The organism is Bacteroides bouchesdurhonensis (assembly GCF_900155865.1).
Classification (GTDB): Bacteria; Bacteroidota; Bacteroidia; order Bacteroidales; family Bacteroidaceae; genus Bacteroides; species Bacteroides bouchesdurhonensis.
This window is the reverse complement of the sequence record NZ_LT707006.1, coordinates 174,993-189,437: the sequence shown is the minus strand read 5'-3', so window position 1 is coordinate 189,437 and position 14,445 is coordinate 174,993. Positions and strand designations below refer to the sequence as shown.

Here is a 14,445-nt window from a genome sequence, read left to right as displayed (position 1 = left end):
TTACATTGTTTCGTTAAACTTTAATAGTTATTGATTAAATTTTAGGCATATCAGGCAATTTCCAGCCATCACGATATGTATGCTTGATCAGTTCAGCAGCAAGCTGTTGTGCGTTCATTGGTTCAGTCCAGCTCTTGTTAAATGAAGGATGACCGTCATGAATAGTGAAACCGTCTTTCGTACAAGTCTTGATTGTTTCATTTTCACCGATGTTAGTGAAACGCATATTTTCTCCGTCCCATTCCAATGTTTTGTTCAGGGCTTGCAAACGGATAGCCAATACACCCATAGCAATCATTTCGTTGAATGGACCAGCTTCAGAGAAGTCTGATTTAGTCATCACACGGTTAGCCGGACTTTCTTTACAAGCACGTACCCAGTCCATTTCGTGAGAAGTCGTAACACGACGGCAAACTTCCGGAGCTTTAGGTACACGACCTGAAAGTAAGAATGGTTTTTGACCATAGCAACCGCAAATTAATGTATCTTTAGTTCCGTGGAAGATCGTTAAGCCACCGCCAGGACCCATCAATTCTTTTCCTTGAGGGAAACCTTTCGGACGATCAGGCATCATACCACCATCATACCAATGAACTTCTACTTCCGGCATTGCTACTTTAGCCATGTTGTCGCGTGCAGGGAAAATCATTTTTACGTGTTGTGCTTGTGGTGCACATGCATTCAACAATAAAGTAGATGAACCTTCAACACGAGTCGGATAATTAAGTTTCAAAGCTTTGAATGGTTGGTGTAAAATGTGACAAGCCATATCACCTAATGCACCTGTTCCATAATCCCACCATCCACGCCAGTTCCATGGGTGATAAACTGCATTATACGGGTTCAGTTTAGCAGGTCCGGTAAACAGATCCCAGTTCAATGTGCTAGGAATTTTGTCTTCTTTTTCAGGAGCATTTAATCCTTGAGGCCAAATAGGACGGTCAGTAGCACATTCTACTTTTGTAACGTCACCAATTTCACCATTCCAGATCCATTCGCACACAAGGTCAGTGTCTTTAGAAGATGAACCTTGGTTACCCATCTGAGTAACTACTCCTGTAGAAGCAGCCAACTTAGTAAGCAAACGAGATTCATATACAGAGTGTGTCAATGGCTTTTGGCAATATACGTGTTTGCCCATTGTCATTGCGTCAGCTGTAATGATAGCATGAGTATGGTCAGCAGTAGCGATGATAACACCATCGATAGATTTGCCCATTTCATCGTACATCTTACGATAGTCATAGTATTTTTTAGCTTTTGGGAACTCATCAAATACGCCTTTAGCATATTTCCAGTCTACGTCACAGAGTCCGATAATGTTTTCTGTGCCTTTTACTGCATTGATGTTAGCGTGTCCCATACCACCGATACCAACGGCAACAAGATTCATTTTGTCGGATGGGGAAGTGTATCCATGACTCTTACCCAAAATAGTACTTGGAGCAATTGTTATACCTGCAAGTGCAGCAGCTCCTGTCTTCAGAAAGTCTCTTCTTGAAATGTTTGACATGATTTTCTACATTTAAAGTTGTTTATAAAATATAAATTAGCGATTGTTTCTTAGTAGTCCATAACCGTTTTTCATTGTGCGTCTTCTTTCGCGGATCTGTTCGAGTGTATCTAGAGTACCGATCGCAGGTAATTCATGTGATTTAGCATCCCGTAAGAATTTCCATGCATATTCGGATGCGATAGCAGAATCGCGTAAAGTAGGAAGTTGAGGTGATAGTTTACCTTGTTCGATACTGTCGGCAAACAAGTCACACATCACATCTATGTTTTTTCCACCGAATGGCTTTTCTATGCGGAGTGTTTTATTAACTCCATGTAAATCAACGACGGCAGTTTTAAAATCATGAGTCATTCGAACGATACCTTTCGTTCCGATAAGATCGACATAAGAATTATGTGTCTGATCTTTTGAGAGCTGGCCATATACGAATCCTTGTGTAATATCGAAAACGATGCCATTCTCAAAGGTTCCGTGGCATTGTACCCACCATGGCTCTTTGTAGCTCCACATATCAATGGCCTGTGCATGCCAGGTTTTGTAGTTACTGCCGGCATACCAATGTGCTATATCAACATAATGCATTCCACAATCATGGAATGAAGGACCTTCATATTCATGTCCTTCTCCCGGGGCAAGTCCTGGAGTCATGTGGCAGATTCTGATAATAGCCAATTCACCCAGTTCACCTTCTTCAATAAACTGTTTCATCTGGTGGTGATACCATGAATTATGAAGATATAAATTAACGGTAGAAAGCACGTTGGACTGTTCAGTCATTCTTACGACGTCCCACTCTCTTTCTACAGTATCAGCAATCGGCTTTTCAGATATGATATGTTTCCCATATTGAATAGCTTTTTCTATTTGTTCTTTTCGAAAGTTTGCCAACGTGCAAAGTGCTACTGCTTGTACGCTCTCATCTTTAAATACTAATAACTCGTCGGCTACTACTTGTGATTCAGGAGAAAGTTTCTTTGCAAGTTTCCTTGCTTCTGGATCTACGTCACAGATGTAAGCTACATCCCATCTTCCACTCTTCTGCATTTCCTGCAGGTAGAAGCCTCCCATTCTGCCAAAGCCTATAAGCCCAACTCTAATCCGTGTAGTTCCCATAATTTTGATATTTTTCTATGATATGATTTTAAGTTCCTTATTATAATTGCTCCAAAAGCCGTGATAACTTTTATAGGTTTGCATTACAAAAATAATGGAAACATAGACACTTTATTTTTTGTGAATGAGATTATGTAGATGATATAATTATATAAATATCTTATAATCAGCATTATAATGAAAATAAATGGCTAAAAAATGTAGATTGTTTATAATCAAAAAAATGCTATTTTATCTACTTTTTTGCGATTTACTCCGTTTCCTGCGCTGAATGCCACGTTTTAAAATATGTTCTTTTAGAAAAGAAAGGGAGAAATTATATAATAGATATTCCTTAATTAAAGGTTCGTTTTTTAGAGCCTGTTTAAATTTTCCTCAATAATAATCTTATAGTTGCCAATTTGATCATTTCCTCTGCCGAATCGAATGTTAGTTCATAATTTCGGCAGAGTCTTCTATTGTAATCCATCCACGAGAATGACCTTTCCACAATCCATCTTTTTTGAATGGACCTAAATCCTTGTTCCTTATATGCGCTTATTACTAATTGAATAACATATCCGAACTTCTTTTTTATGTTATCAATCAGTTCTCCCCTATATCCTCCATCAGCAAGGATGTCCATTTACGATAGTAGTAATAAACCTGTTGCCATTTAGGAAAGTCAAGAGGAAGCATACACCATTGACAACCGGTCTTCACTAAATAAAATATGGCATTCCAAATCATTCGTAAATCATATTTTCGCTTTCTTGCTTGCGGATTCAAAACTTTTGCTATACATTGCCACTTTGTTCCCGTTAAATCAGTTTGATAAATCTTTTTTTAAGTTTGGTCACTTCAAAGAAAGCAACTATCAGACTGATACGGAAACTTTGTTGGAAAAAAATAGACATGTTTAATAGGCTCTTAAAATTGACTAAGATTTATGAAATTGAAAAATATAATAACGAAACAAAGAGGTATAATTGTATTTATAGCCAAACAAAAAATACATCTTTTATTAATAGTGCTTTTGGGGGAGATACTATTATTTTTCATTTTAGGGAAATTATATTATGAAGATAGAAAAGAAGCGTTCAGTCAAAGAGCGGAAAGCGTTTTCAAAGAAGTTTTGTTGCAACAATTGCAAGAAGATTCTTTTGAAGGTTACATTTACTCTAGTGAAAAGAAGCAGCAAATGGTGGAATATCCTGATACGGTTTATATAACAGATGAAAATGGGAAACATGGATATCGTTTGGATAAGGAAAAAAGTCGTAAAAATATAACTTCTGATATACGGTTACGTTTTTTACATTCCACTTATTTGTATGAACACCCTTTGTCGTTGGATTCTTTGTATGAAAAGTATCAGCAGCATTTGAAACAGCAAAATCTGTCTGCCACTTTTGCATTGCAGCTTTGGGTATCCGATAAAAACGAGAATATCACGAGTTGCATATATCCAGATACTTTTTCACTCAAAGATTGTATGCCGGAGTTTGATATTACGGCAGGTTATCGTTGCGAGCTTGAAATTAAGGGATTTTTTAATCTTTCGTTTTTCAATGTTATAGGTAATAGCTTAATGTATGGCTTATTTTATTGGCTTATTGTAATCATTGTTGATATTGCGCTGTTTTTCAGAAAGAAAGAATATAAAGATATTATTGCTCAAACGACTGTTCATACCTATCAACTGGATCAGGATATTATATTTGATGCAGACCAAAGAATGCTTGTGGTTTATAAAAATAAAATTTCGATGTTGCCACAAACAACTATTTTGTTAAGATATTTTTTGAATGCTCCAGATTACATATTGAAAGATGAAGAAATCAAAAAAATCTTTTGGTCGGACAAATCAAATAATGAACCGAGACTTCATAATGCAATAAGTCGTCTGCGAAGAGTTTTTAAGACTGTTTCGTCTATTGAGGTTTTAAGGCTTGAAAATAATGGTTACCAGTTACAAATCAGAAGAAATGAACTATAAAAGGTCATAATCTTCGATGAAATGGGTGATTTTTTGAATGAATGCCTTATATCTGGGATAGTATATCGTGTGGATAGATTTGGTTAGATAGAAATGGATAGATTGATTTGTTGGAGGTTGTAATCCAACTGTTTACTTTTACTCCCATTAATTAATCAATAAAATAATATAGATGAAAAAACAATTATTCTTTTCTATTTTAATAGTAGCAGTTCTTTTTGTAAAGTACTCATTAAAAGAATCCCAGGTAAATTCATTATTATTAGATAATATTGAAGCGTTAGCAGATGATGAACACGATACACCTACTAATTGTGTTGGTAGTGGTTCTGTGGACTGTCCGGTTACAAAGGTTAAAGTGAAATATGTTTTTTCTGGATACAGCCTTGAAGAGTAATATTACCTTTCTGTTCTTTTTATTTTTTATCTCTTGTGATAATAAATATAAGGAATATGCAGACAATGTGTTTCCGTATTCGAGTTTTCTGCAAGAGATAGAACTGAAAGGAAAACCGTTATCTAAATATAGATTTGATCATTTTGTGTCTGGTATTTGGGTAGATGAGACTACTAAAACAATTGTAGCAACGGATGTAAATTAATGACCAACCGATTATAATGTTTTGTATGATTGAATAAACAGAGAGGAAGTTATTTCGATATAAATATGAGATTAGAAAATTGGTAAATGAGATAATTGGCTGAATAATAATATTTTAACAAGCGAAAAGGCAGATGATTATCAACTGGTGATTCACATTACTAATTAATTTTTATATTATGAGATCAAAAATTTTGTATGGGTTTGTCGCCCTTGTCGTTTCTATTAGTATTTATAATGTATATCTTAGTTCTACTAATGGTAGTCATTCATTATTAAATTTGTATGAAGTCGAAGCTCTTGCCTCCTCAGGTGAGGATGGTAAAGATGATGATGAAAAAGATCAATGCTTTATTCAAGATTGTGGTGAAGGAAAGACTTGTGAATGTGTAATGTGTATGCGGGGCTCTGTGGATTGCTCTCCTTCTTGCCCTTGTTGTAAGTGAGTGATTTTAGAGTTATCTGAACTCTATCTTTTATTATTTTAGGGTTCAGATAGCTTAAAATATATTAATTTTCAATCTCATAATTATGTCAAGAATATATATTTGTATAATAACCATGATTGTACTTTTAATAAGTTGTAATAGAAAAGGAACAATCAATTCAGATAGCTTAAAAAAATATAAGATAGAATATAATAGTGATTTTTTTCAATGGAATGGATTAGTTAGCGATGTATTCCCTATTCAATTAGAAAGCGTTGATGACGCATTAATCGCTAGTTCTACTCAAGGGATAATAGATGAAGAAAATATCTATATATTTGATCTGAGATTAGGAAAAGTTGTTAATTTTAGCGCAACAGGAAAATACAAAGGATTAGTTGGTACGAGAGGAAACGGTCCGGGGGAATATGTGGAATTAAGAGATTTCTGTGTTGCTGGAGATTATATTTACCTATTGGATTATAAAAAGATACATTGTTTTAATAGGAGTACAAGAGAGTTTGTAGAGTCGTGGAGTATAGATGGTAACAATGCTTTTAATCCGTCACAATTGTTCGTGTTCGATAAAAATGATTATTTTTTATGGTGTAGCAATCCGGATACTTGGAATAAGGCCAAAGGAGAATATTATCGTTTAAGAAAAATAAAAGGAAGAAGTATTGATAAGGAGTATTTTAAATATGAGTATCGCACATCTGACGACCCTCGCTTCTATTTTAATGGAGCTTATTGTTACATAAAACCAATTGATGGAGAAGATATAATTTATAAACTAACGAAAGATTCCATTTTTGCTTCTTTTGCTATTGATTTTGGAGAATATGCAATATCGTCGGAGAAGATAGATGAACTTCGCAAAAGTAAAGAACGAAATGCTTTTTTAAAAAGTAATTATTATAAATCGATTTCAAATGTTCTGGAAACAAAAGATCATATATACTTCAAATGTATTGGCCCTGATACTAGAACGTACGAAGGGCTTATTAATAAAAAGACTGAAGAAATAAAATTTGGTCTTTGGGATTATAATAGGAGTCCGCGCTTTTTCTTTACAGATGGTATCTTTTTATATGGATATTATGAACCATACACATTGATAGAGAATAAATTTAATGAAAGCGAATTAAACACATGTTTTGATTCTGCTTTTAATCTAAAAAATATCAATATAAGTGATAATATTGTTATTGTTAAAATTTTACTTCAATAATTATAACTAAGGCTTTATATGAATAAGATTTTATTAATCTGCTTACTATTATTGATGTTGTTGATTGGGGGTTATATTACGATTTTAATTAAGAAACAATCTATAACTGTTGATTTGATAAATAATAAAAACGATAAATTATCTAACAATATAGAAACGTTGAAATATAATATTATTGATAGTTGGAGTTTTGAAAGAAAAACATTGAATATAGATCGTATATCTGATGAAGATGGTCAGAAACTACGTCCATTCTTTTTTGAGTTTGAAAAACCTATTTTAATTTTTCGATTCTCTAAGGTTGATTGTTCTGATTGTGTGATAAGTCAAATAAGGCTCCTAAAAGAGATTTTTAATGAAAGCCAGATAAAATATATGATCATAGCTGACTATTCAAATAAAAGGAATCTTGGATTTTTTAAGCGTTCGAATGGAATTAATAATCATGTTTATAATTGTGAAGAAATGATTGATGGTGAAATTAGAACTCCTTATTTCTGTGTATGCTCTAAGGGTGTAATTTCTAATATTTTTTTTCCTGATGATGATTTTCAAGAATTGAATAAATGTTATATAAATAAAATGAAGGAAATGTATTTTAATTAGTTTAATATCTGTCAATACTTCGGTAAACTTTCACCGAGATTTTAAAAGTTAAACAATAGAACCGGCTCAGCTGGTTCAAAAGTATTCAATAGGTCATTGAAATGTTGTCAAAACGAATGGTTAAGCATAAAAAATGTGCTGAAAAAGGAGTTGATATACTGATAATAAATTAAGAAAAGTATTGCATAATTCGTTAGTTCTTAGAAAATTGGAAGTCTCTCAATTCTTTTTTATCTATCTTTCCGTTCCCTGATTTGCTAGTCCTATATTTTTGTTATATCTTTCCACCTGTTTTAAATATATCGAATATGAAAAGAAAACTCGTGGTTATGCTGCTTTTGGGAATGACAATGATGGTACAGGCACAGGTCGGTCGTATGATGTACGGTGATACTTCGCGAATTGGCATTCCTCATTCTAAAGATCCTCATGTAGTAAATTTTAAAGGAAGGTACTTGATGTATTATTCAATTCCACCTTTCAAGAACGATCCGCAATCCGGTTGGAATATCGGTATTGCTGAGAGTCATGATCTTATAAATTGGACAAAAGTAGGAGAGATTACTCCGGCTGCCGGTGCCGAATATGAAAAGAAAGGACTGTGTGCTCCTGGCGCATTGGTTAGAGATGGAGTAGTGCATTTGTTTTATCAGACCTATGGCAATAGAGAAAAGGATGCAATTTGCCACGCTACTTCCGAAGATGGTATTAATTTCAAGAGGAATCCGACCAATCCTATTTTTCATCCAACTGGTGATTGGAACTGTGGTCGTGCAATTGATGCTGAAGTATGTGAATTCAAAGGGAAATATTATCTATATTTTGCGTCACGTGATAAAGATTTTAAGGTACAGTTTCAAGGAGTTGCTGTAGCTCCCAGAAATTCAAATTTTAATCGTGAGGATTGGAAACAGGCGTGTGATGCTCCCATCCTTTATCCGGAGTTGGGTTGGGAAAAGGATTGTATCGAAGGTGCTTCTATTGTAAAAAAAGGAAAGAAGCTATTTATGTTTTATGCCGGAGCTTATAATAATGCACCTCAACAGATCGGCGTTGCCGAAAGTAAAGATGGAATTCATTGGAAACGAGTGTTTACTGAACCTTTCGTTGCTAACGGAAAGCCTGGGGAGTGGAACTCAAGTGAATCCGGTCATCCTCATATATTTCATGACTTGGACGGACGGACTTATTTGTTTTATCAAGGTAACAATGATAATGGCAAGACATGGTATATCACCAATGAAGAGGTATTCTGGAAGAAAGGTAAACCATACTTAAAGAGGTAATTGCTTTTCATCTCAATTTGATGTAAAATTCCCTTCATTCTACTCTGCTATCAGAAGTGAAATGAAGGGGATTTTTATGTTGTTATAAATAGTAAGTCTCTTATTTATTCAGTCTCCATTCGAAGCCATCCTTTGTATCTTTCACTTCAAAACCAAGTGCGGTTAAGGTATTACGGATTTCGTCAGAAGTAGCCCAGTCTTTATTTGCTTTTGCTTTCATGCGTTGTTCCAGTAACATATCCACTACTTTTCCATAAGCAGCTTCACGGCCGTCAGAAGAACCTTTCTCTTCTTTCAATCCCATAATGTCGAAGCAGAATAGATGGAAAGTATCTTTTAGCTCTTTCAGGTCTTCGGCGGAGATTGTTGCATTTCCGGCGATAATGTTATTGATGATGCGTGCCCCTTCAAATAGTTGTGCGATAACGATAGGAGTATTTAAGTCATCATTCATGGCTTCATAACATTTCTCACGGATGTCTTTTACATTAATACTTTCTGAAGTATTTGCAGCAGGAGTTATTTTTTCCAATCCTTCGATTGCTTCCATCAAACGTAATAAACCTTTTTCCGAAGCTTGTAATGCTTCGTTGCTGAAATCGACCGTACTACGATAGTGAGCTTGCAGAATGAAGAAACGGATGGTCATTGGCGTATAAGCCTGTGTCAATAACTTATGAGTACCGTTGAAGAATTCATCTAGCGTGATAAAGTTACCAAGGGATTTGCCCATCTTCGTTCCGTTGATGGTAATCATATTGTTATGCATCCAGTAGTGAACCATGTCATCCCCTTGCGAAGCTACAGACTGTGCAATCTCACATTCATGGTGTGGGAAGATCAGGTCCATACCTCCTCCGTGGATATCGAAATGCTCGCCCAGATACTTACGTCCCATAGCCGTACATTCGGCATGCCATCCGGGAAAACCGTCACTCCATGGAGAAGGCCAGCGCATGATATGTTCCGGTTGCGCTTTCTTCCAAAGAGCGAAGTCGGCAGGGTTACGTTTTTCACTTTGTCCGTCGAGGTCACGGGTAGTATTCAGTACGTCATCCAGATTACGTCCGGATAATTTTCCGTAATGGTAATCTTTATTGTATTTGGCTACATCAAAGTAAACAGAACCTTCACTTTCATAAGCGTAACCAGCATCCAGGATCTTTTGTACAAGCTGAATCTGTTCGATGATATGGCCCGAAGCGTGTGGTTCAATGCTTGGAGAAAGTACGTTAAGCTCTTCCATAGCTTTATGATAGCGGTTCAGGTAATACTGAACGACTTCCATCGGTTCCAATTCTTCCAGACGCGCTTTCTTGGCGATTTTATCTTCTCCCTCATCGGCGTCATGTTCCAGGTGACCAACGTCAGTAATATTGCGTACATAGCGAACTTTATATCCTATATGAGTCAAGTAACGGAAGAGTACGTCGAATGTAATAGCAGGGCGTGCATGTCCCAAATGGGCATCGCCGTAAACAGTCGGTCCGCATACATACATTCCAACGTGTGGAGCATGAAGAGGTACAAACAGTTCTTTTTTTCTATCTAACGTGTTGTAAATGGTTAATTGATGTTCCATAACATTTTGATATTTATTCAATTGGATTTGCAAAGTTAGAATAAAATCTGGATATGTAACGTATCTTAAAGATGATTGTTTATCGTTCTTTAATCGTTTATTTATCAGAAGTAGTTTTTTCTTTTATTGAAACAAACTATTTTCTCTTATTGAATGAAGCGATCTATGGCTTCGGCTACTCCGTCTTCCTCATTGGTCAGGGTGATGTAATTGGCTGCTTTTTTCACCGGTTCTTGTGCATTACCCATTGCAATGCCTAGTCCTGCAAACTTTATCATGGAAAGATCATTATATCCATCACCTATTGCTATGATTTCCTCCCGTTTAATACCTGTTTGCTCCAATAATACGGCAAGGGACAATGCTTTATCGATACCTTGTGGCACTAACTCGAGGAAATAGGGTTCTGAACGGAAAACGTTGATTTTGCCTTGCAGCCGGATACACAACTCCGACTCTAGAGGAATCAGCTGGTCTGCATCTCCAACAATCAGGCATTTGGCTACGGGAAGGGTGATGTCCGTAAGGAAATCATTGGTTTCGCGTATAGACATTTTATTGAGGAAAGCTTCTTTTTGTACGTACGTATCTTGGGAGTTTTCGGTTACGATTTCTGCACCATCATACGTCAATATACTGAGATGATGAGTGCGGGCACATTCATAAAGCACTGGAACGACCTCGTTCGGCAATACATTTTCGTATATCATTTCTTTAGTTTCCCAGTTGATAATTTCTCCTCCGTTGTAGGATAAGATAAATCCTCCGTATTCGTCCATACGTAGTTCATTTGCCAATGGTACAATGCCATAGGTGGGCCGTCCCGAAGCCAAGACAAGCCGGATGCCTTGTTGCTGGATGCGAATCAATGTTTCCCGGTTACGGGGAGTAATTTCTTTTTGGGAATTGGTGAGCGTTCCGTCAAGGTCGAGTACGATAAGTTTGTATTCCATGCAGTGTTTTTTGGGGTGCAAAGATAAAGTAAAAAAGCATTGTTGCAAGGGTGTGTTTAGGAAGTTGTCTGTTCCGACACAAAATTATTAATCCAGTAAATCTGCCCATTGTTCATTAGTAAATGCAGGTAATGTATCACTATCTGCAATAAATGTTTCTGCTAGTTCTCGTTTTTCATCTTGCAGGTGGAGAATCTTTTCTTCGATGCTGTCTTGAGTGATGAAACGGTATGCAATTACTTGTTTGTCCTGACCAATGCGGTGGGCGCGGGCAATGGCTTGCGCTTCGGCAGCCGGGTTCCACCAAGGGTCAATGATGAATACATAATCAGCTTGGGTAAGATTAAGTCCGACTCCGCCGGCTTTCAATGAAATGAGAAACGCTTGCACGTCCTTTTGGTCGGTGAAATGGGCAATTTCTGAAGGACGGTTGTTGGTGGAACCTGTCAATAGGGCGTATTTCCAGTTCCGTTCTTGGAAAGCTTCGGCTATGATTTCCAGATGTCTGACAAAGGAAGAGAAAATCAGTACTTTATGTCCTTCCATTTGCAAGGTGTCGAAGGTTTCTATGATTTGTTCCACTTTCCCCGATACTCCGGTGAAATCGGGAAAAACGAGTTGAGGGTGGCAAGATAACTGGCGGAGACGCAAGATTCCGTTCAGTATACTAAAGGAGTTGAATCTGTCTTTATGTTGAGGCTGTTGCAACAATATGTTACGCAAACTATTCTTTTCTTGTTCGTAATAATTATGTTGCTCTCCAGTCATATCACAGAAAATGATTTCTTCTGTTAGAGGAGGCAGTTCGGGAGCCACTTCTTTTTTGCTCCTTCTTAGGATAAAGGGGGCAATTAATTGTTGTAATCGTCCTTTTAAGCGTGCATTTCCTTGACGGATCGGAGTAATGAATTGTTTTTGGAAAACGTTTTCTTCTCCTAATAAATCCGGTTGGAGGAAACGGAATTGCGCCCATAAATCTTTGAGTGAGTTTTCGATAGGAGTACCCGTAAGTACTAGCCGATGTTTGCTTTGCAGCTGTATGGTCGCCCGGAAAGTAAGCGAATCACTGTTTTTAATATTTTGGCTTTCATCAAGCACAATATATTCAAAACAGTAGGAACGGAGTGTTTCTATGTTGTTTCGCATCATTCCATACGTCGTAAATATCAGGTGAAAACGCCCGAAAAAACGTTCCGGATGCTCTTTAGAAATGACTGTTGTACTGTTGTATTCAGTCATTGAAAGCGTAGTGAAGCGTTTCGCTTCCCTGTGCCAGTTGTGGAGTAAAGAGGTTGGTACCACAATGAGGGTTGCAGGCTTTCGGGGCACCTGTTTCTTTTTCGGACGGGGATCCGCCACGACTATATTCTTTTCTCTTATTTCGCGTACATCCGGTAACAATTCATCTTCGCTATCGAAGCCAAATAGCGAGAACTGTCCTGTCGGATCACTCGTTGGTTGCTGTTTCTCAATCGATGTGGATGAGATGGCGGCTATTTCCTGATGAATTGTATCCGAAGCCAGTGGCTTATAAATATACTGTAATAAGGTTAGAGTCTGGAGCGTCTTGCCGAGTCCCATATCATCTGCAAGGCATCCTCCGAATCCTTGTTCGTTGAGCAGTACCATCCACGAAAACCCTTTTTGCTGGTAAGGGCGTAGTTGTGCTTTGAGTCCCTCCGGCACTTGGATATCTTTGACCTGAATCTTATTAGGAAACCTTTTTAATCCATTTTCGTCTAAGGCAGACTGCACAGCACCGATGAATGTATGCTTTAACCGGATTCCTTTTTCTGTTTGATCACCCATTTCCAACAGATTGCCATATTTGCTGAACCATTCATCGGGTAAAAGAAACATCTGTCCGTTAGGTAATAGGAATTCTTTTCTTTCTTCCAGAATGTGTTTACGGAAACGTGAAAAAGGGATGCGCATTGAACCGATGACCACAGTGATATTTAATTCGAACCAATCCGGGCCATCGTCGCAATTTTGTTCAATTTGGATTTCATCCAGACAATAATGAGCATTCTTCTTATTACTGGCTAGTAGGAAAGAATGTTTCAACATCTCTCTGTTTTGATGAATCCATTCGGTGATTGTTTTTGAGGGACTTTCGGGTGATAGCTTGAAATGGACATCACTGATTTGTTGCAAACCAGCTTGGGTTAGTAACCGTATTGCTCTCTTCTCAGAAGCACCATGCCGTTGAAAAAAAGCGATTTCACCGGATTCTTTACGGTAAACGATTTTCTTCATTTCATGGGCAAAATCAGGCGTAAATGATTGATTGCCGTAATGGAAAGCGAGTTTTAGCAATTGTTCATTGTAAACTGTATCTTCCAAAGTTAGTACTGCTTTACAGTTACGCTTCTCTTCAATGATATCCAGACCGTATGTGGCGATATCGTGATAACGTGCTATTGGTATTACAATATTGTCAATATACTTTTCAATCTGCGATATATCTGCACTAATTGATCTCTTTTTGGTAAAAGGTAAAATCCTTGTGCTTTCCATATGAGGGAAAAAGTATAGTTCCATACCTAATAGTAAGGCCGAAGGTGAGGAAGTCAGCACAATCACAGGTTTTTGCTCAGTTAAAGAGAAGGATTGTCCTTCGTAAAAGCATTGCAATTCATATCGGAAAGTCTTTTCGTCAATATGGAAAGTGAAACGGTTATCGACATCATGTGGGTGAACATGGTAAGCATGGTGGGCATATAATATCTTACTTCCGGGTGGCTTTTGATAAAAAGGAAGACTGCCTTTTCTGATTAGTTCCAGCATTTCCTGGAGTTTCTTTTCGATGAATGGGCGGATATTGTTCTTGAATCGATCCGTATCTTCGGATAACTTTTGAAGAAAACGCGGTACTGTTTCTTCTCGTGAGTAAACCCCCATTAGGTATTTTTCTGTATAATGTGAGGCGATGTCAATAGCCTCACGTTCAGCATCGGACATACGGGAAACTGCTTCAGGAGAAGCATGGAATGCTTGTTCTATCAGGCAGACTGTTTCATCGTCCTGCCTCTCTGCGATATACGGTATCAATAAAGCACCGAGTACGGGATGTTCTGCTAAGACGATAATAACTTGTCCGATGGTTGTTTTCTGTTTCATTCTCTTTAGGCTTGAATCAACAAAGATA

Annotated in this window: 12 protein-coding genes; 6 read left to right on the top strand and 6 right to left on the bottom strand. The window is 37.2% G+C overall.

The window, feature by feature from the left end; genetic code table 11:
* Positions 1–34: 34 nt before the first annotated feature.
* From CZ225_RS00745 to CZ225_RS24010, 3 genes are all read right to left on the bottom strand, one after another.
* The gene (locus tag CZ225_RS00745; RefSeq protein WP_025074661.1) at positions 35–1,513 is read right to left on the bottom strand and encodes a Gfo/Idh/MocA family oxidoreductase; all 1,479 of its coding nucleotides are present in this window, start codon (positions 1,511–1,513) and stop codon (positions 35–37) included.
* Between the two features lie 36 nt (positions 1,514–1,549).
* Positions 1,550–2,629, bottom strand: coding sequence for a Gfo/Idh/MocA family protein (locus CZ225_RS00740; protein ID WP_077152629.1), 1,080 nt, complete (start codon positions 2,627–2,629; stop codon positions 1,550–1,552).
* A 585-nt stretch (positions 2,630–3,214) separates the two neighbouring features.
* The gene (locus CZ225_RS24010; protein ID WP_234982968.1) at positions 3,215–3,397 is read right to left on the bottom strand and encodes a transposase; all 183 of its coding nucleotides are present in this window, start codon (positions 3,395–3,397) and stop codon (positions 3,215–3,217) included.
* A gap of 160 nt (positions 3,398–3,557) precedes the next feature.
* Between CZ225_RS24010 and CZ225_RS00730 the strand changes: the two genes are divergently transcribed.
* The 6 genes from CZ225_RS00730 (at position 3,558) to CZ225_RS00710 (ending at position 8,759) form a co-directional block, all read left to right on the top strand.
* Positions 3,558–4,607, top strand: a complete 1,050-nt coding sequence (locus CZ225_RS00730; protein WP_077152628.1) for a winged helix-turn-helix domain-containing protein — start codon at positions 3,558–3,560, stop codon at positions 4,605–4,607.
* 172 nt (positions 4,608–4,779) lie between these two features.
* The gene (locus CZ225_RS00725) at positions 4,780–5,004 is read left to right on the top strand and encodes an NVEALA domain-containing protein (RefSeq protein WP_077152627.1); all 225 of its coding nucleotides are present in this window, start codon (positions 4,780–4,782) and stop codon (positions 5,002–5,004) included.
* A 383-nt stretch (positions 5,005–5,387) separates the two neighbouring features.
* Positions 5,388–5,654, top strand: a complete 267-nt coding sequence (locus CZ225_RS23090; RefSeq protein WP_129585715.1) for a hypothetical protein — start codon at positions 5,388–5,390, stop codon at positions 5,652–5,654.
* Between the two features lie 85 nt (positions 5,655–5,739).
* Positions 5,740–6,867, top strand: coding sequence for a 6-bladed beta-propeller (locus CZ225_RS00720; RefSeq protein ID WP_083714534.1), 1,128 nt, complete (start codon positions 5,740–5,742; stop codon positions 6,865–6,867).
* 18 nt (positions 6,868–6,885) lie between these two features.
* On the top strand, positions 6,886–7,473 hold the full coding sequence (locus CZ225_RS00715) for a hypothetical protein (RefSeq protein ID WP_129585714.1): 588 nt from the start codon (positions 6,886–6,888) through the stop codon (positions 7,471–7,473).
* A 308-nt stretch (positions 7,474–7,781) separates the two neighbouring features.
* Entirely contained in the window at positions 7,782–8,759 is a 978-nt protein-coding gene (locus CZ225_RS00710) for a family 43 glycosylhydrolase (protein WP_077152624.1), read from the top strand.
* 100 nt (positions 8,760–8,859) lie between these two features.
* Here the strand turns inward: CZ225_RS00710 and cysS are convergent, their stop codons facing one another.
* From cysS to CZ225_RS00695, 3 genes are all read right to left on the bottom strand, one after another.
* The gene (gene cysS / locus CZ225_RS00705) at positions 8,860–10,341 is read right to left on the bottom strand and encodes a cysteine--tRNA ligase (RefSeq protein ID WP_077152623.1); all 1,482 of its coding nucleotides are present in this window, start codon (positions 10,339–10,341) and stop codon (positions 8,860–8,862) included.
* A 146-nt stretch (positions 10,342–10,487) separates the two neighbouring features.
* Positions 10,488–11,294 (bottom strand): Cof-type HAD-IIB family hydrolase, encoded by an 807-nt coding sequence (locus tag CZ225_RS00700; protein WP_077152622.1) that lies wholly within the window; start codon positions 11,292–11,294, stop codon positions 10,488–10,490.
* Between the two features lie 87 nt (positions 11,295–11,381).
* On the bottom strand, positions 11,382–14,417 hold the full coding sequence (locus tag CZ225_RS00695; protein ID WP_077152621.1) for a DEAD/DEAH box helicase: 3,036 nt from the start codon (positions 14,415–14,417) through the stop codon (positions 11,382–11,384).
* Positions 14,418–14,445 lie beyond the last annotated feature (28 nt).